This window comes from Luteibacter sp. NPDC104163 (assembly GCF_055584245.1).
Genome location: NZ_JBVJMK010000005.1, coordinates 130,295 through 151,547, shown reverse-complemented (window position 1 = coordinate 151,547; position 21,253 = coordinate 130,295). Strand labels below are relative to the sequence as shown.

At 64.1% G+C, this 21,253-nt stretch carries 21 protein-coding genes; 14 read left to right on the top strand and 7 right to left on the bottom strand.

Going from position 1 to position 21,253, the window contains the following annotated elements:
- Positions 1-108 precede the first annotated feature (108 nt).
- The 3 genes from ACZ6YI_RS08590 to ACZ6YI_RS08580 form a co-directional block, all read right to left on the bottom strand.
- Positions 109-1,119, bottom strand: coding sequence for a YihY/virulence factor BrkB family protein (locus ACZ6YI_RS08590; protein ID WP_465778266.1), 1,011 nt, complete (start codon positions 1,117-1,119; stop codon positions 109-111).
- A 613-nt stretch (positions 1,120-1,732) separates the two neighbouring features.
- Entirely contained in the window at positions 1,733-2,368 is a 636-nt protein-coding gene (locus ACZ6YI_RS08585) for a GIY-YIG nuclease family protein (protein ID WP_465778265.1), read from the bottom strand.
- A 277-nt stretch (positions 2,369-2,645) separates the two neighbouring features.
- Positions 2,646-3,548, bottom strand: a complete 903-nt coding sequence (locus ACZ6YI_RS08580) for an SDR family oxidoreductase (RefSeq protein WP_465778264.1) — start codon at positions 3,546-3,548, stop codon at positions 2,646-2,648.
- Between the two features lie 131 nt (positions 3,549-3,679).
- On the opposite strand from ACZ6YI_RS08580, the gene ACZ6YI_RS08575 reads away from it, so the two are divergent.
- From ACZ6YI_RS08575 to ACZ6YI_RS08540, 8 genes are all read left to right on the top strand, one after another.
- Positions 3,680-4,843 carry a zinc-dependent alcohol dehydrogenase gene (locus ACZ6YI_RS08575; protein WP_465778263.1) on the top strand — a complete coding sequence of 388 codons (1,164 nt, stop codon included), beginning with the start codon at positions 3,680-3,682 and terminating at the stop codon, positions 4,841-4,843.
- A gap of 576 nt (positions 4,844-5,419) precedes the next feature.
- A complete protein-coding gene (locus ACZ6YI_RS08570) occupies positions 5,420-6,067 on the top strand; it encodes a cytochrome c3 family protein (protein ID WP_465778262.1) in 648 nt (215 codons plus the stop codon).
- A complete protein-coding gene (locus ACZ6YI_RS08565) occupies positions 6,064-8,859 on the top strand; it encodes a TAT-variant-translocated molybdopterin oxidoreductase (protein ID WP_465778261.1) in 2,796 nt (931 codons plus the stop codon). Before ACZ6YI_RS08570 ends, ACZ6YI_RS08565 begins: the two co-directional genes overlap by 4 nt.
- Positions 8,856-10,172, top strand: a complete 1,317-nt coding sequence (gene nrfD, locus ACZ6YI_RS08560; RefSeq protein WP_465778260.1) for an NrfD/PsrC family molybdoenzyme membrane anchor subunit — start codon at positions 8,856-8,858, stop codon at positions 10,170-10,172. The genes ACZ6YI_RS08565 and nrfD overlap by 4 nt, the downstream gene beginning before the upstream one ends.
- Positions 10,169-10,687 carry a DUF3341 domain-containing protein gene (locus ACZ6YI_RS08555; RefSeq protein WP_465778259.1) on the top strand — a complete coding sequence of 173 codons (519 nt, stop codon included), beginning with the start codon at positions 10,169-10,171 and terminating at the stop codon, positions 10,685-10,687. Before nrfD ends, ACZ6YI_RS08555 begins: the two co-directional genes overlap by 4 nt.
- The gene (locus tag ACZ6YI_RS08550; RefSeq protein ID WP_465778258.1) at positions 10,684-11,229 is read left to right on the top strand and encodes a c-type cytochrome; all 546 of its coding nucleotides are present in this window, start codon (positions 10,684-10,686) and stop codon (positions 11,227-11,229) included. The genes ACZ6YI_RS08555 and ACZ6YI_RS08550 overlap by 4 nt, the downstream gene beginning before the upstream one ends.
- A gap of 503 nt (positions 11,230-11,732) precedes the next feature.
- Entirely contained in the window at positions 11,733-12,008 is a 276-nt protein-coding gene (locus ACZ6YI_RS08545; protein WP_465778257.1) for a hypothetical protein, read from the top strand.
- Complete coding sequence (locus ACZ6YI_RS08540) at positions 12,005-12,313, top strand: hypothetical protein (protein ID WP_465778256.1); 309 nt, start codon at positions 12,005-12,007, stop codon at positions 12,311-12,313. Before ACZ6YI_RS08545 ends, ACZ6YI_RS08540 begins: the two co-directional genes overlap by 4 nt.
- A gap of 44 nt (positions 12,314-12,357) precedes the next feature.
- Here the strand turns inward: ACZ6YI_RS08540 and ACZ6YI_RS08535 are convergent, their stop codons facing one another.
- Positions 12,358-12,582 carry a hypothetical protein gene (locus tag ACZ6YI_RS08535; protein WP_465778339.1) on the bottom strand — a complete coding sequence of 75 codons (225 nt, stop codon included), beginning with the start codon at positions 12,580-12,582 and terminating at the stop codon, positions 12,358-12,360.
- On the opposite strand from ACZ6YI_RS08535, the gene ACZ6YI_RS08530 reads away from it, so the two are divergent.
- The 5 genes from ACZ6YI_RS08530 to ACZ6YI_RS08510 are packed head-to-tail and all read left to right on the top strand — an operon-like array spanning position 12,508 to position 16,546.
- The gene (locus ACZ6YI_RS08530; RefSeq protein WP_465778338.1) at positions 12,508-13,110 is read left to right on the top strand and encodes an SCO family protein; all 603 of its coding nucleotides are present in this window, start codon (positions 12,508-12,510) and stop codon (positions 13,108-13,110) included. The two genes, ACZ6YI_RS08535 and ACZ6YI_RS08530, sit on opposite strands and share 75 nt — an antisense overlap.
- Positions 13,107-14,042 carry a cytochrome c oxidase subunit II gene (coxB, locus tag ACZ6YI_RS08525; protein ID WP_465778255.1) on the top strand — a complete coding sequence of 312 codons (936 nt, stop codon included), beginning with the start codon at positions 13,107-13,109 and terminating at the stop codon, positions 14,040-14,042. Before ACZ6YI_RS08530 ends, coxB begins: the two co-directional genes overlap by 4 nt.
- The gene (gene ctaD / locus ACZ6YI_RS08520; RefSeq protein ID WP_465778254.1) at positions 14,032-15,627 is read left to right on the top strand and encodes a cytochrome c oxidase subunit I; all 1,596 of its coding nucleotides are present in this window, start codon (positions 14,032-14,034) and stop codon (positions 15,625-15,627) included. Before coxB ends, ctaD begins: the two co-directional genes overlap by 11 nt.
- Positions 15,624-16,268, top strand: a complete 645-nt coding sequence (locus tag ACZ6YI_RS08515) for a cytochrome c oxidase subunit 3 family protein (protein ID WP_465778253.1) — start codon at positions 15,624-15,626, stop codon at positions 16,266-16,268. Before ctaD ends, ACZ6YI_RS08515 begins: the two co-directional genes overlap by 4 nt.
- Positions 16,265-16,546 (top strand): cytochrome C oxidase subunit IV family protein, encoded by a 282-nt coding sequence (locus ACZ6YI_RS08510; protein WP_465778252.1) that lies wholly within the window; start codon positions 16,265-16,267, stop codon positions 16,544-16,546. Before ACZ6YI_RS08515 ends, ACZ6YI_RS08510 begins: the two co-directional genes overlap by 4 nt.
- Here the strand turns inward: ACZ6YI_RS08510 and ACZ6YI_RS08505 are convergent.
- Genes ACZ6YI_RS08505 through ACZ6YI_RS08495 form a run of 3 tightly spaced genes read right to left on the bottom strand, consistent with a single transcriptional unit; the run spans position 16,543 to position 19,166 of the window.
- Positions 16,543-18,831 carry an FdhF/YdeP family oxidoreductase gene (locus tag ACZ6YI_RS08505; RefSeq protein WP_465778251.1) on the bottom strand — a complete coding sequence of 763 codons (2,289 nt, stop codon included), beginning with the start codon at positions 18,829-18,831 and terminating at the stop codon, positions 16,543-16,545. The genes ACZ6YI_RS08510 and ACZ6YI_RS08505 overlap by 4 nt on opposite strands.
- Positions 18,832-18,844: 13 nt before the next feature.
- Positions 18,845-19,000 (bottom strand): hypothetical protein, encoded by a 156-nt coding sequence (locus ACZ6YI_RS08500; RefSeq protein ID WP_465778250.1) that lies wholly within the window; start codon positions 18,998-19,000, stop codon positions 18,845-18,847.
- A gap of 10 nt (positions 19,001-19,010) precedes the next feature.
- Positions 19,011-19,166: a hypothetical protein gene (locus tag ACZ6YI_RS08495; RefSeq protein WP_465778249.1), complete on the bottom strand. Its 156-nt coding sequence runs from the start codon at positions 19,164-19,166 to the stop codon at positions 19,011-19,013.
- Positions 19,167-19,798: 632 nt separating this feature from the next.
- Here ACZ6YI_RS08495 and ACZ6YI_RS08490 point away from each other — a divergent pair.
- Positions 19,799-21,145: a cation:proton antiporter gene (locus tag ACZ6YI_RS08490; protein ID WP_465778248.1), complete on the top strand. Its 1,347-nt coding sequence runs from the start codon at positions 19,799-19,801 to the stop codon at positions 21,143-21,145.
- Positions 21,146-21,253 lie beyond the last annotated feature (108 nt).

Here is a 21,253-nt window from a genome sequence, read left to right as displayed (position 1 = left end):
CGTGCCCCGGTCGGCGAGGTCTTCATGTCGAATGCCGACACCTTGCAGAGGCGGCGGAGGCTGGCCCGTAACCGTCCTCTGAGCGCGGGCATCCCGAACGACACGGGTCTATGCCCGCCGTAGACGGCCTTTGGCCTTCCGGTTACCCAGCCAAACTCCGATCGACAAGCCCGTCGCCGCGACGATAAGCGTACTTGCAGTGACCCGCTGGGTCCGACGGTGCCCCGGACGCTCACGTGGCCGGCCCGGTTCGCCGGGCGTTCCCACCTCCGCGGGCGCCGGCTCGATCTGTACAGCGTGTGCATCGGGTCTGATGGGCTTGCCGCGCACCTCGGCGATGCCGCGGGTGAGCTCCGAGCCGAGCAGCACGATGATCGAGGAATAATACGTCCAGGTCAGTAGCACCACGAACGCGCCTGCGGGGCCGTAGGCCCCGCCAACGTCGCTATGAGCCACGTAGAGCCCAATGCCGACCTCACCGGCAAGAAACAGGGCGGTAGTAAGACAGGCGCCCAGCAGGGCGTCGCTCCAGTCGATCGTCGCGTCCGGCAGGACGCGGAACATCAACGTAAACGCACCGGCGAAGACGAACACGGAGACAAGGTACTTGGCGGCCGTCCACACCGCGCCCTCGCCGCCAAGCAATCCCTGAATGATGGCGCTGACCACAAAGGAAATGATCAGCAGGAAAGCCACGCCGCCGAGCAGAGCGAAGGCACGCGCGCGGGCGCGCAGCCAGGTCCCGACGGCTTCGCCCGGCTTCGGCTTCACTCGCCAAACGCGGTTGAGTGTGCCTTGCAGCTGTGCGAACACGGCCGAGGCGCTGAAGAGGGTCACGCCCAGGCCGACGACGCCGGCCAGGTGGCCTAGCTTCGGGTGTTCGTGGGCGCTGGTGATCACGGTTTCCAGTGATGCGGAGGCCTTGTCGCCCACCGTCGTCCGCAGTGCATCGGTCAGCTGGGCTTCGAGGCCCGGATGCAGCAACGAGAGTGTCCATACCAGAAGTAGAAGGACGGGGGCCACTGACAGCGCTGCATAAAAAGCCAGCGCGGCCGCCCGGGTCATGAGTTCGTCGTCGCCAAACCCGGCAATGGTCGCTCTCAACAGGCGCTTGAACATCGGCGTTCCCCTTGCATTAATACACGACGAACTCTCCGTAATTCGACGTCAACCCGGTGCGGATATTGAGTCGTCACGCCGTCTAGCAATACCGTCGCCGCTAGCGGTAACGGCATTCGCGCCTCCGTGGCTTCCACGAGGGTAACGAGTGGCGCGAGCACCTCAGCCCCGGGATGATCGAGGGCGCGCCGCGCCACAGCGGGTGTGACGCGGCACAAGCGACCGCTCATTGATGACGCGTTCTATCGCGCTGGCGACGGCACCGGTACGACATCAGCTTGAAGGACGGGAATAAGGTGCTGTCGCGTGCCATGGGCAGCCTATGGCGAGATGGACAGCGCGGATCAATTGCGGTTATGTCAGCATCCTTGGGGGACCGAACGGAGAGCTGAGGATCGCCGACGGGGAGAGTCTCCTCACGCGCTCGATACCCGTTCTCGTCGCTCGGTTGGCGGTCGATGGAAGGGGTCTCCTATCCCCGTTTAGGCTCGCGGATATAGACATCGGACAACCCGGCGCGCAACGGCAGTCCGGCGCGGCGAGCTGCCTGAAAGGCGCCCTACCAGGTCGAACCAAGCGAGATCCGGCCATCTGGGGCCGCATCGCTGTCGCTTCAGTCCAAAAGCTCGTAGCGTTCCTCATACCACCGCAAAACCTCGTCGGGCATCAGCGTCCTTACCGGCAAACCGACCGCGGCGTAACGTGCGATAGCGAGCGACAGCATATCTTCCACGCCACGAGCGTCCTGCCCATAGGTCTGAGCCTCAATCATCGCTTCGTAAAGCCGCGCAGCCCAGTCGTAGGCGCGATCGGCATGTTCACCCAGGCGCCTGGCGAGCCATGCCCGCAGGGGCGCGATCACTTCGTGTCCCCCAGCGGTGGCCAGTAAACGGGCCTGCGCTGTCACAAGCGGATCAATGCCCGCAAACCATTCGGTTTTTCCGGCCGCCGCCGCTCGGGTCTCAAGCGGTGCGGCAGCGCGGGAGGGCGCAACACTAACCTGCAATGTGCGCTCAAGCGCCCGCGCCTGAGCCACGGTGTCAACCGCGACAAGAAGGCCCCTCTCCAGGTCAAAAAATGCATGAAAGCGGCGATGCAGATCCACGAACCGGCGCAGGGGATCGCGGGCAAAGCCCACCTTCACCAGATCGCGGTCGCGGCACGGGAGCACGTAAACAAACGCTCTGCCACGGGACACCGTGCGCGGTGCCTGCGGCCCAAGCTCATCCCCAGGCAAGTTGCCAATCATCAGGAGAATTACCTTCGTGTCGCTGGGCGCGGAGTACCCAAGCCGGAGCATCCAAGCCTTCGGTGCCTGGCAAAGTCGCGATCCCTACCTTGGTGCTCATGCGGCCCCGCCTAAGCGATCATTACGCTCAGACGGGACAGGTCAAGCAACGGTGGCCGGACGTCGCTGGCGGTGCCGGACGCCAATGGCATCCAGCGCCATTTTCGTATCGTGATACCGGCGTCCGTCTCGGCCGGCGGAATCGAACGGCGCAAATCTTGCGGTGGAAGCTCTTGTATCATGGCAACGGGTTGCCGCCCGTCACGCCATACGTTTCGCCCGTGGTAAAACTCGATTCGTTCGACGCCAGCAGCACATAGACCGGCGCACATTCGACGGGCTGGCCTGGGCGCTTGAGCGGTACCTGCGAGCCGAAATCCTTGAGCTTCTCCATGGGCTGGCCGCCCGAAGGCTGCAGCGCGGTCCACACCGGGCCCGGCGCAACCGCATTCACGCGGATGCCGCGCTCGGCAACCTGGCCGGCCAGTGCCTTGGTGAAAGCCACGATAGCCGCTTTGGTCGACGCGTAGTCGAGCAGGATAGCGGAGGGGTCGTACGACTGGATATTGGCCGTGTTCACAATCGTGCTGCCGGCCGGCATGATTTTCAGGGCGGCCTTGCACAGCCAGAAAAGCCCGTAGACGTTCGTCTTGAAAGTGGCATCGAACTGGGCGGTGGTAATGTCGTCGATCGTCTTCTGGTGGGTCTGCTTGCCCGCCACGTTGGCGAGGATATCGAGGCCCCCGAGCACCTCGCTGGCTTGCTTCACCAGCGAACGGCAAAACGCTTCGTCCTTCAGGTCACCCGGGATGCCTTTGGCGACGACGCCTTCCTTCTCGAGCAAAGCCACCACTTCCCGGGCGTCTTCTTCCTCTTCGGGCAGGTAGTTGATCACAACGTTGGCGCCTTCCTTGGCGAATGCGATGGCGGCGGCGCGGCCAATCCCGCTATCGCCACCAGTGACCAGGGCACGGCGACCCTTCAGCCGGCCGCTGCCCTTGTAGCTCGTCTCGCCGTGATCGGCGGGAGGGTTCAGCTTGTGCACGGTACCCGGCGCGGATTGCTTCGGTGTGTCGAAGGGAGGGCCCGGAAAGCGCGTGGTCGGATCGACGAGGGACGGCGTGCTCGTTGCGTCGTTCATGGGTTGCTCCTGCGAAAAAAAGTAAGGTTACACGCGCTCTCGTTCCCGCTCCGTCTAATTTCCCACGCCTTGTGCTCACCGCCCGTTGAGTGCCTGCATGGGATGGTCGGTCTTTCGGCGAGGAGCAGCTTGTGAAAGCACTGACCTACCACGGCGCCAAAGATGTGCGCGTTGAAACCGTGTCCGACCCTATCCTTGAGCAGGACGACGACATCATCCTGCGCGTAACGGCGACCGCCATCTGCGGCTCCGACCTGCACCTCTATCACGGCAAGATCCCGGAAACTAAGCACGGCGATATTTTTGGCCACGAGTTTATGGGGGTGGTCGAAGACGCAGGCCCCGCCGTCACGAATGTGAAGAAGGGCAATCGCGTCGTCATTCCCTTCGTGATCGCCTGCGGCAAATGCTTTTTCTGCGAGCACGAGCAGTTCGCGGCGTGCGAGACCACCAATCCCGACGCCGGGGCGAGCCTGCGCAAGCGCCCGCAGATGACTCCGCCCGCCGCGCTGTTTGGCTATTCGCACCTGTACGGCGGGGTGCCCGGCGGTCAAGCGGAGTTGGTCCGGGTCCCGAAGGCCAACGTCGGGCCCTTTGTGATTCCCGGAAGCCTGAGCGATGAGCGGGTCCTGTTCCTCTCGGACATCTTGCCGACCGGCTATCAGGCCGTCCTCAACGCGAAGGTCGGTGAAGGCTCGACAGTGGCGATTTTCGGCGCCGGCCCCGTGGGCCTGATGGCCGCCGCGTGCGCACGCATGCTGGGGGCGGAACGGATCTACATGATCGACTCGGAGAAGTATCGACTCGAGTTTGCCGTCAGCGCGTACGACGTCATCCCCGTGGACTTCAGCAGCGTGGACCCGTCCGAGTTCATCTTGAGTAACACCGGCGGGCGTGGGGTCGACGCGAGCATCGATGCCGTCGGTTTCGAGGCAAAGGGGAGCACGACAGAGACGGTGCTGAGCACGTTGAAGCTCGAGACGAGCTCGGGCGAAGTTATCCGCCAGTGCATTACCGCGACGCGCCGCGGCGGCACCGTCAGCATTCCCGGCGTCTATGCCGGCTTCATCCATGCTTTCCTCATTGGTGACGCTTTCGATAAAGGACTGACCCTCGCCATGGGCCAGACCCACGTGCAGCGGTACCTGCCCGAACTGCTCGACTTCATCGAGGAGGGCAGCCTCGACCCTGACATTATCATCTCGCATCGTCTCAAGCTGGCCGACGCGCCCCGCGGTTACGAGGTCTTTGACAAGAAGGAAGAAGATTGTCGAAAGGTCGTCCTTACCCCGTAGCCCGGCCATTCTTGCAATGCGCCTACGGAGCCACTGCGAGGTGCCCGAGCCGCGAAGGACGTTTGGCCCGGCATCAGGTCGCTGTGCAGCATGGTGGTCCATAGGACGAACATGCTGCCGCTTCTGACCGGTGGCCCACGCACGCGCCATGGCAGCAGTGACTGGGTATCGGCCACGCGTCCGCCACTCGGTATAATGCGGGGGAGCGTAGCCTTGCCAATGAGCTGTATACCCCCGGTGACCAACGTCAAGCCTCGTGGCGGAGGCGCAGGCGAAGCCCCGCGTTCTGTCGGGCGAACGTCGGGCATCCGCGGCATGAAACACGCGAGCGTCCGCGGCAGAACGCTGCGATCGTGCTGTAATCGGTTCAGCTGCCTGGTCAAAATGCACGCGGGCCTTCAGAAGATCGGCTCACAGGTTTAGCGGCGATATGTCCGTCGATGGGCGATCAGCCCGCCCTCGGGACGGCGGCCGTGTTTGGGACGGACGCGCGAGGACGAGCGTGACGGATGGCTTCACGCGTAGCGCACGCGGTGGCCGCTAGCGTGAATCTGTTCAGGCGATGCATCGAGGGACATGGCCCAGGTTTTCCACCCACGCTCTGGCCTCTACGCGGTGCTGGCGTGCCTGGCGGTGGTCGTGGTGATCGTCGCCGGCGCCGCCCTCTGGCGGGGCATCATCGCCGAACCGAATGCGATAGACGAAGCCGTGGAACAACCGATCCCCTTCAGTCACCAACATCATGTAGGCGAGGTCGGACTCGATTGCCGCTATTGCCACGCAAGCGTTGAAACCTCCGCGTTTGCCGGCATGCCGCCATTATCGACATGCATGACCTGTCACTCGCAATTATTTGCGGACCAGCCCCTCTTCGCGCCGCTCCGTGATGCGTGGCAGGCGGGCGTTCCACTGCGTTGGACGCGCGTCCACGACCTGCCGGATTTCGTCTACTTCAATCATGCCGCGCATGTGGCCAACGGCGTCGGCTGCATCTCGTGCCATGGCGATGTGGCGCACATGCCGCTGATGCGTCGCGAAGCACCGCTCACCATGAAGTGGTGCCTGGATTGCCACCGCCATCCTGAGCGCGCTGTCCGGGCCCCTGGCCTGGTGTTCGCCATGCAGCCGGTAGATCCGAGGGACGATAGGCTCGGAATGCACCTGGTGGAGGCGTTCCGAATCGACCGGCAGCGCCTCACCGATTGCTCGGTTTGCCACCGATGAACGACGGGAACGTATCGCGAATAGCGCTGCCGCCAGCAGGAAGCCCACGCTTCTGGCGTGCGCTGGATGAACTCGCTGGCGATCCGGTGCAGCGGCAGCGGCTCGCGGATGCCCTCCCCCAGTTTGCGCTCATGGAACCGGGCATGGATCGTCGCGGATTCCTGCGGCTGCTCGGCGCCTCCCTGGCCTTCGCCGGACTGGCTGCCTGCTCGGGGCCGCCGCCGGAGAACATCGTGGCCGAGCCGGACCGTGATGGCAGGCGCGTACCGGAGGAAGCACGCTATGCCACGGCCCTCGACATCGGCGGTGATATCGTCGGGGTGATGGCAACCCTACGCGACGGCCGGCCCATCAAGCTGGACGGCAATCCGCGCCACCCGCTAACGCGCGGAGGAAGCAGCCCGAGACTGCAAGCGGCGATCCTCGATCTGTGGGATCCCCAGCGATCCGACGCGCCGCGGCGGCATGGCGTGCCCGGAAACTGGAGTGCTTTCGAACAGGCGATGGCGGGTCTTCGCGATCGCTTTGCAAGCGATGCCCATGGGCTACACGTGGTTACCGGTCGCATTGGCTCACCGACGCTGTCACGCCAACGCGATGCCTTCATGCGCGCATTTCCGGCTGCCACATGGCACATCCACGAACCCGTGGACAATGCCTGGTTACCCCTCTCACTCGCCGACCGTGACATTGTCGTTGCCTTCGACGCGGATGTCCTCGGCACGCTGCCCGGCCACATTCGCGTCGCGCGCGATTTCGCCGCGGCGCGAAAGCGCGGCGCGCGCGTATACGCCATCGAGTCCACGCCCTCGCTGACCGGCCGCAACGCTGACCATGCCTGGCCCGTCGACGTGTCCGCCATGGCGTCGATAAGCGCGGCGCTACTCGCGGCGCTGACAGGCGAAAAGGCGCCTGGCCTGGCTGAAGCGGATCGGCAACGCATCCACGTCATGGCCGACGACCTGCGCGCGCACCGCGACTGTTCGCTGGTCATCGCCGGTCCATGGGCGAGCCCCGACGTGCGCCGGCACGTCGAGCTCATACGCGCCGCACTCGGCCAGCCCATCCTGCCTTCCGCCGGCGCCGCCGTGACGCCGTCGCTGGTTGACGACCTGCACGCCGGGCTCGTGGACACCCTGCTGGTCCTGGATGGCAACCCCGCCTATACGCTACCCGGTTTTGCTGACGCTGCCTCGCGAGCTGCCACCCTCATTCACCTGGGCCGCTACCGCGACGAAACGGCCGGACTGGCGGCATGGCACCTTCCGGCGCTCCATCCGCTGGAGACCTGGTCTGACCTGCGCGCCGCTGATGGCACGGCAACCATCGTGCAGCCGGTCATTGCACCCATCGTCGACGGGCGAAGCATCCATGATGTGCTTGATCTGATGACTGGCGCGGTGGCCACCGACGCCCTGATGCGGGTGAAGCAGACGTGGCCCGGCCTCGACGATGCGACCTGGCGTCAATCGCTTGAGAACGGTGTCATTGCGCTGGAGACGGTTAGCACGCCAGCGCCTCCTGACGAACCGTTGTCTCCCGGGCCGTCGATGCCGTCACCGGGTGCGTCGAGCGACACCTCGATTGACGTTGTCTTCCGCCCCGACCCCAATCTCTGGGATGGCCGCCAGGCGGGAAACGCCTGGCTACAGGAGCTGCCACGCGCCATCACCACGATCACGTGGGGCAACGCGCTGCTCGTTTCGCCACAGCTCGCCGCCGCGAGCGACCTCCGCGATGGCGATGTGATCCGTCTGAGCCTGGACGGTCGATCGCTGGAGGGGCCCGTCCTCGTCGTTCCTGGCCAGGCCCCGCGCACGGTGACCGTGGTGCTGGGTAACGGGCGCACGGAGGGGCTAGGAAGTGGCTACGGATATAACGGCTTCGCGTTCCGTGGGCGCGATGACCGGTGGCAAGCGACAGGTGCCTCATTGCAGAAAGTGGGCCGGCGTGACTTGCTGGCGGTCACGCAAGTGCTGCAGGACATGGAAACCCGCGACGCCATCCGGTCGGTCGCTTACGGCGAAGCCACCGAGCCCGCACACACGCCACCGACGCTGTACGCCGGCGCCGCGCCGGCCGGGCATCGATGGGCCATGACCATCGACCTCGCCGCGTGCATCGGGTGCAATGCCTGTACGGTCGCCTGCCAGGCCGAAAACAACATTCCCGTCGTGGGCAAGGCGGAGGTGGCGCGTGGACGACGCATGCACTGGATTCGCGTGGACGCCTACTTCCAGGGAAGCGCTGTCGCGCCCGAGGCATTCCACCAGCCCGTGCCGTGCATGCATTGCGAGCACGCGCCGTGCGAGGTCGTGTGTCCGGTGGAAGCCACCGTGCATGACAGCGAGGGCCTCAACCTGCAGGTCTATAACCGCTGCATCGGCACGCGCTTCTGTGCGAATAACTGTCCGTACAAGGTCCGTCGGTTCAATTTCCTACAGTATGCAGACCTCGTCAGCGAAAGCCTGAAGGCGATGCGCAATCCGGAGGTCACGGTGCGCAATAAAGGGGTGATGGAGAAATGCACGTACTGTGTCCAGCGCATCGAGCGCGCCCATGCTGCGGCAAGCCGCGATCATCACGATATCGCCGAGGTGACGACGGCCTGCCAGGACGCCTGCCCCACGCGCGCAATCAGCTTCGGCGATCTGGAGAAGCCCAACCCCGAGCTGGCCGGGGCACGCGCGTCGGGCCGCCACTATGTGCTGCTTGAGGAACTCAATACGCGCCCGCGAACCACGTATCTGGCTGCCATCCGGCAGCGTCACCCTGAGTGGCCCGCGACATGAGCCGCTTCGCATGCATGGGCCCCGCCGCTCTTACCGACCACGTGACCGGCCTGCTTCTACGCCGACGCGCCGGGCGCGTGTGGTGGTCGGTCTTTGCCGTGGCACTCGCCCTTACTCTGGCGTTGGTCGCAGGCATTGTCGTCCTCCTGCACGAAGGGGTCGGCATCTGGGGCAATAACATGCCCGTGGCGTGGGCCTTCGACATCACCAACTATGTCTGGTGGATCGGCATCGCCATGGCGGGCACTTTTATTTCCGCCGCGCTTTACCTTACCTCGCAACCGTGGCGCGCCGCCCTGGCTCGGCATGCCGAGGCCATGACGCTGTTTGCGCTTTTCGTCTCCAGCCTGTTCCCGGTGCTGCATCTGGGACGGCCTTACTTCGCCTACTGGATCGCGCCCTACCCGGACAAGATGGGCCTGTGGCCGCAGTGGCGCAGCGCGCTCACGTGGGACTTCTTTGCCATCGGCACGTATGTGATCGTCTCGGTGATCTATTTCTTTGTCTCGCTGGTGCCCGATGCCGCGGCCGTGCGCGATCGGGCAACCACACGGGGCAAACAGGTGTTCTACGCGTTGCTGGCCATGGGCTGGCGTGGCGAGGCACGCGAATGGCGCGTGCACGGCCAGCTCAGTCGACTGCTCGCGATCATCGCGGTGCCCTTGGTGTTCTCGGTCCATAGCATGGTGGCGCTGGATTTCTCCGAAGGCTACCTGCCGGGCTGGCACTCTACCGTCTTCCCGCCCTTCTTTATCGCCGGCGCCCTCTTCTCCGGCACGGCGATGGTCGCCCTGCTCAGCCTGCCATTGCGCCATGGCTACGGCCTGCGGGACGTCATCACCGATGATCACCTGGACAAGCTGGGCAAACTGCTGCTCGCGGCGGGCTGGGTCGTCATCTACGGCTACGCCAGCGAGATATTCCTCGCGTTGTACCGAGGCGCCCCGGACGAGCTGGCCGTGATGCACAACCGTATGACGGGCTCGTACGCGTGGACGTTCTGGCTGACGATGGCGTGCAACGTGCTCGCCATCCAAGTGCTGTGGTCGCGGCGCCTGCGACGTTCGCCGTGGACGCTGGGGGCCGTGTCGGCGCTTGTCCTGGTCGGGATGTGGATGGAACGCTTCATGCTGATCGTCACCGTGCTCTATCGGAGCGGTCTGCCGCCTGCATGGGGCAGTTTCCATCCCACGATTTGGGACTTCGTCTTCCTGTTCGGCTCATGCGGGCTTTTCGCGCTGCTCTTCCTCGTATTCATGCGCCTGCTTCCAGTGGTATCGCTGGCCGAACTGCGCAGGGAACGGGCGTCATGAAAACCTACGGGATGCTCGCCGAGTTCCCGACGGTCGACGCGCTACGGTCGGCGCGGGCCGCCCTATCGACGCAAGGCTATGGCTCCCTGGAATCGTTTACCCCGTGGCCCGTCGACGATGCGCCGGTGCGGCGCACGGACGCCATGTCACGCGCAGTGCTTGTCGCGTTCATCGCTGGCATCGCGGTGGGATTGGGCATGCAGTACATCGCTGCCGTGCACGCGTACCCCATCGATGTCGGCGGCCGGCCGCCGGCCAGCTGGCCGGCGTTCGCGCCCGCGGCCGTTGAAGTGGGCATGCTCTTCGCCGCGCTGGCCGCGCTGGCAACGTTCTGCCTTCGCACCGGCCTTCCACGGCTGTATCGACCCGAGTTCAACGTCGCTTGGTTCGACGAAGCCAGCCGTGCCGGCTTTCTCCTGCTCGTGCGTGCGAACGACCCGCTATGGGACGAGCATCGCTGCGCCCGGGACATCGCCGCGTTGCAGCCGTTGCGCTACGCGCTGGTGCCCGCATGACTGCGCCTCGCCTGATGCTGCTTGGCGTACTGCTTGCACTGGGGGGCTGCGAACGCGGCATGCACGACATGTATGACCAGCCTCGCTATAAGCGGGGTGGCGAGGCGCCGCTCTTTAAGGACGCCGTCGCGGCGCGAGAGGTGCCGGCGGGCGCCGTTCCGGTGAGTCAGCCATCCGATCCGGTGCCGTCGCCGCTTGCACGACTGGAACGGGGGCGCGAGCGGTACACGATTTACTGCGCGCCCTGCCACGGCACCGCGGGTGACGGTGACGGCATGGTGGTGCGGCGCGGCTTCCCCGCCCCACCGTCGTATCACCAAGCCCGGCTTCGCCAAGCGGACGATCAGCATCTCGAGGATGTGATCGCGCACGGGTGGGGCATCATGTATCCCTACGGCGATCGCGTCGAGCCGTCGGACCGCGTGGCGATCGTTGCCTACATCCGCGCACTGCAGTTCAGTCGCGAGGTACCCGTGGACCGTCTTGAACCGCAAGATCTTCAACGGCTCAAGGCCCTGGATGCCGCGGAGACCCGCCGATGATCGAGCGTGTGCTCATTGTTGCGATGGTGCTCTTCGCGGGCGTGGGCGCTGGCAGCGTGGCGTGGCGGGCAATCGCCGCCTTAACGGGCGGCGCCTGGGGCGCCTCCTTTAACGACGCATGGCGGCGAATGGCATGGCTGCTACTCCCCGGCGCCGTGTCGGCGGCGGCCTGCCTAGTGTGCTCTGGCCGACTCTTCCCGGCGGAGGCGCACGTCTCCGTGACGTGGCTGATAATTCGCACGGTCGGTGTCTTTGTCGTGTGGGGTGCCGGCGCGGTGTTCGCGTCTCGCATGCCAGGACCTGTCCTGATCGCTTGGGGCTTTGCTTGCCTTCTCTTTGCGACCGACTGGATCGTGGGCCCCCAGACACCGTGGTCATCCACGGCAAGCGGGATGACCGTGGCGACGGCTCAATTGGCATCGGCATTCGCCCTGTCGGTCGTCAGCGTTTTGCCCAGGACGAGGGAGTGCGGAAAGGCGCTTGCAACCGATGCAGCTGGCCTCATGGTCTGCCTGGCGCTGGCCTGGGTCTACCTTGCCGGCGTGGACTACCTCACCGCCTGGGTGGCCGACCTTCCCGACGAAGCGCGCTGGTACCTTCCGCGTACGCGAGGGCCGTGGGCGACCCTCATCATCGCGGCGCTCGTGCTCTACGTGATCCTGCCGATCCTTGCCGTGCTTCCGGCCCGGTGGCGCATGCAGGCCCCAGGACTACGTCTTGCCGCCACATCGATGCTATTAGGCCAGGCCTGCTACGTCGCCTGGATGGTCCTGCCATGAATCACCAACCCAATCGCATCGCTGCCCGCTCGCTGACGGTGATCGGCGGCGCCCTCGGCGCAGCGGTGCTGGTCGTCATGACGCTCTGCTGGTTCCTTTGGCACGAATACGCCCAGGCGCCGTTTCAACCCATTCCCCCCGTCCCTTCGCCGCGGCTGCAAGCCCATCCGGCCGCCGACCTGGCGGCGGTCAGGGCGAATCAGGCTCGCGCGGATGGCTATGGCTGGGTCAACGCGCAGCACACGGTGGCGCGCGTTCCGGTGGAGCGCGCCATGGCGATCATGGCCAGGGAGGAACAGCCATGATCGGCTTTCGCGTTCTGGCTTGGGGCGTTTTCGCTCTGACGGCTCTAGCGGCCCTCGCCGCCCACGCAGTGCCCTCGCTGCCGCCGCCGGCGGACCTCAAACAGCGCGTCGCCTTCGAGCAGCACCTTGGGAGCCGCATGCCCGTCGATGCGCCACTGGTCGATGCCGATGGACACCCCACTCATCTCGCCGCGATAGCGGACGGTAAGCCACTTGTCGTGGCCTTCGGCTACTACCGCTGCCCGAACTTGTGCGATGTCACCTTGCATGCCCTCGCTCACGCGGTGGCAGGAATGCAGCTATCACCGGCTGAGGACTATCGTATCGTCTTCATCAGCATCGATCCCCGTGAAACGCCAACTGACGCGCGCAAGGCGCGGAACATGCTCGCCGCCATGGGGCCCGGTGGTCACGTCGAGAACTGGACGTTTGCCACGGCAGGGGACGCAGCGATCCGCCAGCTCACCGATGCCGCCGGCGTTCGCTATTTCTACGACGCACGCAACGAGCAGTTCACCCACCCTGCGGGGGCCATCATCCTTACAGGCCAGGGGCGCATTGCACAGTACTTCTTCGGAGTGAGTTACCCGCCGCGTTCGCTGTCGCTCGCTCTGATCGAAGCCTCGCAAGGCCAGCTCGGCACGGTCATCGACCAGCTGGTGCTCTTCTGCTGCGGGTATGACCCCGCGACGGGTCGCTATAGCCTGCTGGTGTCACGGTTGATGATGCTGCTGGGCTCCGGGTTTGTCATCGCCATGGCCCGGCTGTGGTGGCAGTTGCGCAGGAGATCTGCATGATGCTGCTGCCGCGTGCATCCAACTTCGGCACGGAGATCGATTCGCTGTTTAATGCCTTGCTTGGGCTGAGCGTCGTCGTCATCCTGGCTGTGTTCATCACCATGCTCGTCTTCACCGTACGATTCCGACGGGGCCGTGACGTGGATCGAAGCGGCGAGTCGCACCGCCAGCTGGGCATCGAGCTGGCCTGGACACTGATCCCCTTCGCGCTGTTCGTCGGTATTTTCGTCTGGAGCATTCGGCTCTGGGTCGACTTGCGCACACCGCCCCGCGATGCCGAGGTGGTGTACGTCATCGGCAAACAGTGGATGTGGGAGTTCGAACATCCCGGTGGCCAGCGGGAAATCAATACGCTGCATCTGGCCAGTGGCCAGCCGGTCCGCTTGGTGATGACCTCGCAGGACGTGATCCACGACGTGTCCATTCCGGCCTTTCGCGTCAAACAGGACGTGCTGCCCGGGCGGTACACGGACCAGTGGTTCACGCCCACCCGCGCCGGAACCTACGACCTGTTCTGCGCCGAATATTGCGGGACCGACCATTCGCACATGGGCGGGACCGTGGTCGTGCAAAGCCCCGAGGATCACGCCGCCTGGCTGGCTGGCCACGGATCACAGACGTTGGCGATGCAGGGCCGCGCGCTGTTCATGCGCTATGGCTGCGCCGGCTGCCACGATGAAGGGGCAACCGTGCATGCGCCGGCACTGAACGGCCTGTTCGGCAGCACCGTGCCGCTTGCCGATGGCCGCCAGGTCCGTGCCGACGACCGTTACCTGCACGACAGCATTACCCTGCCTGCCAGCGAGGTGGCGGCAGGCTATGCGCCTATCATGCCCAGTTATCAGAACCGCATCAGCGAGGCAGACATCCTCGCCCTCATCGCGTACCTCAAAGTCCGCGGCACGGACCAGGAGCCTGCCCATGCCCGCTGAACACGCTGCACCTAGCTACCTGGTCGATGGATCGACCTTGCGCTCGTGGCTCTTTACGCATGATCACAAACGCATCGCCATCCTCTATGCGGTGGCGATTACGTTCTTCTTCATCCTCGGTGGCCTGGCCGCCGCGCTGATTCGCCTGGAACTGGCGACGCCGCAGGGCGATGTCATCAGTGCGGAAACCTACAACAAGACCTTCACCTTCCACGGTGTGGTGATGGTCTGGTTCTTCCTGATTCCCTCGATTCCCAACACGCTGGGAAACTTTCTCCTGCCCCTGATGATCGGTGCGCGCGATGTCGCCTTCCCGAGGTTGAACCTGTTCAGCTGGTACCTGTATATGGTCGGCGGCTTGTTCACCGTCGCGTGTCTGCTCTTGGGCGGGGTCGATACCGGCTGGACGTTTTACACGCCCTTCTCGACCCTGTTCTCCAATTCCCATGTCGTTCTAGCCGTCGTCGGCGTGTTTATCGTGGGGTTCTCGTCGATCCTCACGGGTCTGAATTTCATTGTCACCATCCATACGATGCGTACCCGGGGCATGACCTGGTTCCGGCTGCCACTCTTCGTCTGGTCGATGTACGGCGTGTCCCTGGTCATGATGCTGGCCACGCCCGTGCTCGCCATGACCCTGGCCCTGCTCGCGGCCGAGCGGCTGTTCGGCGTCGGGATATTCGACCCGTCCCTCGGGGGTGACCCGGTCCTCTTTCAGCACTTCTTCTGGTTCTACTCCCATCCGGCGGTGTACATCATGGTGCTGCCGTCCATGGGCGTGGTGAGCGAACTCATCACCGCCAGCGTGCGCCGCCGCATCTTCGGCTACCGTTTCATGGTGTACTCGATCATCGGCATTGCCGTAGTCGGGTTCCTCGTCTGGGGACACCACATGTTCGTTGCGGGCCAGTCCATGTATGCCAGCATCGTGTTTTCGATCCTCAGTTTTATCATTGCCGTGCCATCCGCCATCAAGGTGTTCAACTGGACGGCGACGCTCTACAAGGGCGATATCGCCTTTGGAGCGCCCATGATCTATGCCCTGGGCTTCGTCGGCCTGTTCATGATCGGCGGGCTCACGGGTCTCTTCCTGGCGGCCACCGCGCTCGACGTCACCTTGACCGACACCTACTTCGTGGTGGCCCACTTTCACTACATCATGGTCGGTGGCGCGGTGATGGCCTACCTGGGTGGCATCCACTTCTGGTGGCCAAAGATCACCGGTCGGATGTATTCCGAGGCGTGGGCCCGGTTCGCCGCGATCCTGATGTTCCTGGGCTTCAACCTGACGTTCTTTCCGCAGTTCATCGCGGGCGCCGAAGGGATGCCGCGGCGCTACTACCAGTACCCGCCCGAGTATGCCCTGCTCAACGTGCTCTCGTCCGCCGGCTCCGTGTTGCTGGCCGCGGCGTACCTTCTGCCGATTGGGTATTTCCTGTGGTCGTTGCGCTACGGGGAGCAGGCCACGGCGAACCCCTGGGAGGCGGCGGGTCTGGAGTGGGAGACAGCGTCACCGCCGCCCACGCACAACTTCGACATTCCGATCGTCGTTACCGACGGGCCCTATGCGTATACGCATCCATGACACCCCGTCCCAGCCACCTCGCCGAGCAGTTCGACGACGCCTCGCAGCAACGCGAGGCGTCGACGCTGGGCATGTGGGTGTTCCTGGCAACGGAAATCCTTTTCTTCGGGGTGCTCTTCGCCGGTTACACGGTCATGCGCCTTCTGTGGGGGGAAGCGTTCGCCACCGCGAGCCGGCATACGGACCTGTGGCTAGGAACCATCGAGACCGGCATGTTGCTGGTGAGCAGCTTTACCATGGTGATGGCGATCCGGGCGGTGCAGCTCGCGCAACCGCGTGGGGCATCGATGCTATTGCTCGCCACCGCGCTGCTTGGGGTGGCCTTCCTCGTCATCCACGGCGTCGAGTACATCGACGATTACCACGCGGGCGTCATCCCGGGTGTGCGCTATGACGAACCCGGTGTCACCGGCGCGCACGAGAAACTGTTCTTCCTCTTGTATTACGTGACCACCCTCTTCCACGGGTTGCACGTCTTCATCGGCGTCGTGCTGGTGACGGTGATGGCAGTCCGCGTCCGGCGCAACGCCTTCGGCCCCGGATACTACACGCCGCTCGAAGTGGTGGGCTTGTACTGGCACCTCGTGGACATCGTGTGGATCTTTGTCTTCCCGCTCTACTACCAGGTGGGTCGCTCGTGAGCGCGGCCGCGCCCAAAGAACGGAGGTTCGTCTTCGCGCTTCTCGCGCTGGCGGCTCTGCTCACGGCCAGCGTCGTGCTCTCACGCATGCGGTTGGGACCATGGAATCCCGTGCTGGCGGTGGGGATCGCCGTTGCGAAGGCTGCGATCGTGGTCATGGTGTTCATGCGCCCCGGCGAAGGTGGGCCGAGCGCCCGCTTCGCGCTCGCCTTTGGCATCGCCTGGGTCGGCATCCTGATCATGCTGACGCTCAGTGACTTCCTGCTCCGGACGAATTAGCCGGCGCGACGAATCCGTACCGGCACGCCCTTCGCCGCCGGCGTCTTCGACGCCTCGTCGTGATACCAGAGCGGGACCAGCGGATTCATCTCGGGGTAGTAGCCGCCGACGCAGCCCCTGGGAAGATTGAACGCCGTCACCGTGAGGCCCTCCACCTCCCTCGTCACGCCGTCACCCGCATCGGTGACCAGGGTCACTAGGTCGCCGGGCCGCAGGCCCTGACCGGCGATATCGTCCGGCGACATCAGAAGGACCATGCGTGAGCCTTCCAGCCCACGCAGGCGATCGCTGAATCCATAGATCGTGGTGTTGAACTGGTCGTTTGAACGCATGGTGATGAGGTGCAGCCTGCCTTCCGCATCACCGATGCCCAGGGCAGTCTGGACAGTGGGCGTGGTGAATTCCGCCTTGCCGCTTTCCGTTTTCCATTGGCGCTCGTGGGCGGGGTTGCCCCGGTAGAAGCCACCGTTGTGAAACATCCGCGCCGAGTAATCGCGGAACATATCCGGGTAGGTCGCCTCGATCAACGTCCGGATACGCGCGTAATCGCCGCTCCAGTCCAGCCAGGGGCGCTTCGGATGTGCAGGCAGCACAGCGTTCGCGATGCTGGCCACGATGGCTGTCTCGGAACGCAGGTGTGGGCTGGCCGGTGTGGCGTGTCCCATGGAACCGTGGATGTGACTGAAACTGTCCTCGATGGACACGGCTTGCGGAACACCCGCCTGGACGTCGGTCTCGGAGCGGGCGAGGCACGGCAGCAGGTAACTGGCTTTGCCGTGCACCACGTGGCTACGGTTGAGCTTGGTGGCGACGTAGACGGTAAGGTCCAGGCCGCGCCAGGCCGGTTCCATGCAATCTCGGTCGGGGATCGCGCGCACAAAGTTGCCGCCGAGGCTGACGAACGCCTTGACCGACCCGTCTTTCACGCCCTCGCACACCTCGACCGTGGTCCGCCCTTTTTCGCGCGGCGGCTCGAACGCGAATAGTTCCGCGAGGCGATCCAGCGGCACCAGCTCGGGCTTTTCGGAAATGCCGACCGTGCGCTGTCCCTGCACATTGGAATGGCCGCGCACGGGACAGATCCCGGCGCCCTGGCGCCCGATGTTCCCGCGCAGGAGCAAAAGATTGACGAGCATGCCGATACTTTGCGAGCCATGGACATGCTGGGTCAGTCCCATGCCATAGACACCGATGACGTTCCGGGCCCCGCAGTAGACATCCGCCGCGGCCTCGAGGTCGGACCGACTGAGTCCCGAGTGCCGTTCGATGTCGTCCCACGAGGCCTGCGCGGCGGCCTCGGCGAAGGTATGAAAGCCTGAGGTGTGTTCCTCGATGAAAGCGCGATCGAGAAGCCCTTCGCCGCCTGCATTACGTAGCGCAGCGTCCCGCGCCAACACGTGCTTGCACATGCCCATCAGGGCAGAAATGTCACCGCCGGGCCGCACCTGTAGGTACATGTGCGACAGGTCCGTCGGTGTCTGGGTCACCATCTGCAGTGGATTTTGCGGATTGATGAAATGCAGCAGGCCAGCTTCGCGGACCGGATTGAAGGTGATGATCTTGCAACCTCGCCTCACGGCGTCCTGCAGTGGATGAAGAAAGCGTGGGCTATTGGAGCCAGGGTTCTGCCCAAAGTAGAAGATGGCATCGCAATGTTCAAAATCTTCAAGGACGCACGTCCCCACGGGCGAGCCGGTCACCTTTTTGAGGCCCACCGATGTCGTCTCGTGGCACATGTTCGAGCTGTCGGGAAGATTGTTGTTGCCATAGACGCGCGCCATGAGCGCGTAAAGGTACGATGCTTCGAGCGACGCTTTCCCCGATGCATAAAACACCGCTTCCGGGGGCGACAGCTGCTTGAGTGCCTGACCGATGCCTTGGAAGGCCTCATCCCACGTGCAGGCCACGTACCGGTCGGCCGACGCGTCGTAGCGTAGCGGCTCGGTTAGTCGGCCAACCATTTCGAGGTCATGGTCGTGCCAGGTGCGTAGTTCGCTGACGGTGTGAGCCTGGAAGAACGCCGGCGTGCAGCGATCGGTGGTCAGCTCCCATATCGTCGACTTAGCCCCATTCTCGCAAAACTCGAAAAGGTGCGGGCTGGCGGGCTTGCCCCAGGCGCACGAGGTGCACATGAAGCCCCGCGGCTTGTTTTGCCGCCGCAGGGTCGCCAGAGCGCCGTCTGGGTGTTCCCTGGCGTAGACCTTGCCCATGCCGGACACAGAACCCCATCCGCCGGCAGTTTCCTCGGGCGGGATGGCGGCGACATCATCAGTGCGGGACGTCATCGGCATCCCCTGCCTAGCGCACGCCTTCGTCGCGCTTGGATGCCTTGTCCATTTTCTCCTCGCCTTTCTGAATCTTTGCGTCGCGTTTGTCCTGCTGGGGCTTGTCCTGCTTGGCGACATAATTGAGATTGCGATCGCCCGATTGCACCTTGTGCTTCTGGTCAGCCATGTCTATCTCCTCAGCCCTGGTCTTCGTTGTCATGCTCTTGCTGCGGCGACTCCTTTGGCGCGGGCTTCTTTTCCACGCGGTTAGCCGTGGCTTCGTCGTAGCGAAGGGGCGACGTGTCGGCCGCGCCCGGCTTATCGGTTTTCGTCTTCGGGTTTTCCCGGTTCATGGCCTTCTCCTTAGACTGAGCGGCGACCATGGACCTCGGGACGCATGGATCGCGTTGAGTCTGAGGCGGTTGCCGTTCACGCAACGTCGACCATACGGTCAGCGACGACGAGTGCTCGCGACGGCTGAGAAGATCAGGGCGCTTTGTCGCTGCCGCCGGTGGCTTCGGCATGAATGTAGCCAAGCCTCCGTGCCGCGGAGCGCGCATTCCGGCACCGGCCCGGAGACTTTCTCGTCATGCCTGCCCGCGATCCAACGGTGCGGATGCCTCTCGATAATATTCCACGGCAAGACTTCGCGTGGCTCCTGCGCGATGTCAGCGACGACTTGCGACGCGCGTGTACGCTTGGCCAAGCAAATGTTCCTCGGCGATGGTCCGAAGGTCGTGGAGGCCGGCGCACTTACTGCCCGGCGACCACGCCCTGGGAGGCCGGCGAAATGGCGTTCTGTCTGAAGGGATCACTTCGCTTTTGACGTCAGGTGGGTCGCGACTGACCGCGTGGTGTTAAGGGGCGGTGAAAGCGGGATAATCCGCCGCAGCCGTTGAGCCGCTACCGCCTGGTATTGCAGTGCGATGCGCAGGACTTCGCGCGCGGTTCATCGCGACATACCGACCATCAGCCCATGGGTCTCATGCCATGGTTCCTCGCCGTCGGTGTTCTGCTGGTCATTACCTCGGTAGCGTCGGGGTGGATACGGCGCGGGCCAATTACGGCGTTCGCCGTCTATCTCATCGCCGGGGTGATAGCGGGGCCGGCCCTACTCGGGGTGGCTCGGTTGACCTTCGACACCTTCAATGCCGGTTGGCTGCGCATTGCAACGGAAACAGGGTTGGTTGTCTCGTTATTTATAACCGGGCTTAAAATCCGTGTGCCCTTTCGGCACATCGGATGGCGTACAGCCTTGTGCCTAGCCATGCCGGCGATGGTGTTGACCGTCGGGGCCCTCGCCGTGCTGCTGCACCTGGGCTTCGAATGGTCATGGGGTGCTGCCTTGACCCTGGCGGCGATGCTTGCCCCGACGGACCCCGTGCTCGCCAGCTTGGTGTCTGTGGATGATGCCCGCGACGACGACGCGATGAGAGTCAGTCTCTCCGGCGAAGCCGGGCTCAACGACGGTACGGCATTGCCGTTTCTCGTGTTGGGTCTCGCGCTACTAGCGGGCGGTCCTGGTCAACGGGCCACTTCGTGGCTGCAATGGATTGGCATCGACGTCCTTTGGGAGTGCTTGGCGGGTACGGTAGTGGGGTTCGCCGTCGGTGCGGCCGTAGGCTTCATTGGTACACATCTCAGGCATGCCGCCAAGGACGTAGCGCCGAGTGACTCGCTGGCCTTAGGGATCATCGCCATGGCCTACGCGTTGAGCGAGATGGCCCATGCCTCGGGATTTCTGGCTGCATTTGCCGCAGGGGTTGGGCTGCGCCTGATCGAAGTCCGGGCGAGCCACATGGAGGAGGACGGCGACCAGCATGGTCTTATGGTGCATCCCGCAGCGCCGGCGGAGCAAAAGGTGCGGCCGAACGAACGGAGCAGTGCACACAATGCCGACCCTGCACAAACCGTCGGATGGATGGTATCGGATGCACTGTCGATCGGAGATACTGTAGAGCGTCTGATTGGCGCTGCGCTGGTTTTCATCGTCGGTATAGCCGCCATCCCGGCATTCACGTGGGTCGGCGTCATCGTTACTTCGTCCCTATTGCTCGTCATACGACCGCTCTCCGTTTGGATTTCGACTGTCGGACTGATGATCCCTTGGGAACGTCGCTTGCTAATTGGGTGGTTCGGAATTCGCGGGCTTGGGAGCCTGAATTATCTGGCCTACGCGCTGACCCATGGCCTTGACGGTCCAATAGGAACGACTATCGCGGGCATTGTCCTGACGGCTGTCGCCCTCAGTGTGGTCACCCACGGAGTCTCCACCACGCCGCTGATGATATGGCGACAACGCGCGCTCCAACGGCGGCCGCATCTCGAGTAGCGAGCCCTACCAGGCGTTCCGGTCATGAGGTTGTTAAGCCCCAGTTCGATCCATCAGAACGGTCGGCATAGTGCGGCAGTCAAAGTCGCGCCGATGCCGGCCGTAGCC

Coding starts and splice junctions, on each gene's coding strand:
- ACZ6YI_RS08590 (WP_465778266.1), bottom strand. CDS start 1,119: ATGTTCAAGCGCCTGTTGAGAGCGACCATTGCCGGGTTTGGCGACGAC.
- ACZ6YI_RS08585 (WP_465778265.1), bottom strand. CDS start 2,368: ATGATTGGCAACTTGCCTGGGGATGAGCTTGGGCCGCAGGCACCGCGC.
- ACZ6YI_RS08580 (WP_465778264.1), bottom strand. CDS start 3,548: ATGAACGACGCAACGAGCACGCCGTCCCTCGTCGATCCGACCACGCGC.
- ACZ6YI_RS08570 (WP_465778262.1), top strand. CDS start 5,420: ATGGCCCAGGTTTTCCACCCACGCTCTGGCCTCTACGCGGTGCTGGCG.
- ACZ6YI_RS08565 (WP_465778261.1), top strand. CDS start 6,064: ATGAACGACGGGAACGTATCGCGAATAGCGCTGCCGCCAGCAGGAAGC.
- nrfD (WP_465778260.1), top strand. CDS start 8,856: ATGAGCCGCTTCGCATGCATGGGCCCCGCCGCTCTTACCGACCACGTG.
- ACZ6YI_RS08555 (WP_465778259.1), top strand. CDS start 10,169: ATGAAAACCTACGGGATGCTCGCCGAGTTCCCGACGGTCGACGCGCTA.
- ACZ6YI_RS08550 (WP_465778258.1), top strand. CDS start 10,684: ATGACTGCGCCTCGCCTGATGCTGCTTGGCGTACTGCTTGCACTGGGG.
- ACZ6YI_RS08545 (WP_465778257.1), top strand. CDS start 11,733: ATGGTCTGCCTGGCGCTGGCCTGGGTCTACCTTGCCGGCGTGGACTAC.
- ACZ6YI_RS08540 (WP_465778256.1), top strand. CDS start 12,005: ATGAATCACCAACCCAATCGCATCGCTGCCCGCTCGCTGACGGTGATC.
- ACZ6YI_RS08535 (WP_465778339.1), bottom strand. CDS start 12,582: ATGCAAGGTGACATCGCACAAGTTCGGGCAGCGGTAGTAGCCGAAGGC.
- coxB (WP_465778255.1), top strand. CDS start 13,107: ATGATGCTGCTGCCGCGTGCATCCAACTTCGGCACGGAGATCGATTCG.
- ctaD (WP_465778254.1), top strand. CDS start 14,032: ATGCCCGCTGAACACGCTGCACCTAGCTACCTGGTCGATGGATCGACC.
- ACZ6YI_RS08515 (WP_465778253.1), top strand. CDS start 15,624: ATGACACCCCGTCCCAGCCACCTCGCCGAGCAGTTCGACGACGCCTCG.
- ACZ6YI_RS08505 (WP_465778251.1), bottom strand. CDS start 18,831: ATGACGTCCCGCACTGATGATGTCGCCGCCATCCCGCCCGAGGAAACT.
- ACZ6YI_RS08500 (WP_465778250.1), bottom strand. CDS start 19,000: ATGGCTGACCAGAAGCACAAGGTGCAATCGGGCGATCGCAATCTCAAT.
- ACZ6YI_RS08495 (WP_465778249.1), bottom strand. CDS start 19,166: ATGAACCGGGAAAACCCGAAGACGAAAACCGATAAGCCGGGCGCGGCC.
- ACZ6YI_RS08490 (WP_465778248.1), top strand. CDS start 19,799: ATGCCATGGTTCCTCGCCGTCGGTGTTCTGCTGGTCATTACCTCGGTA.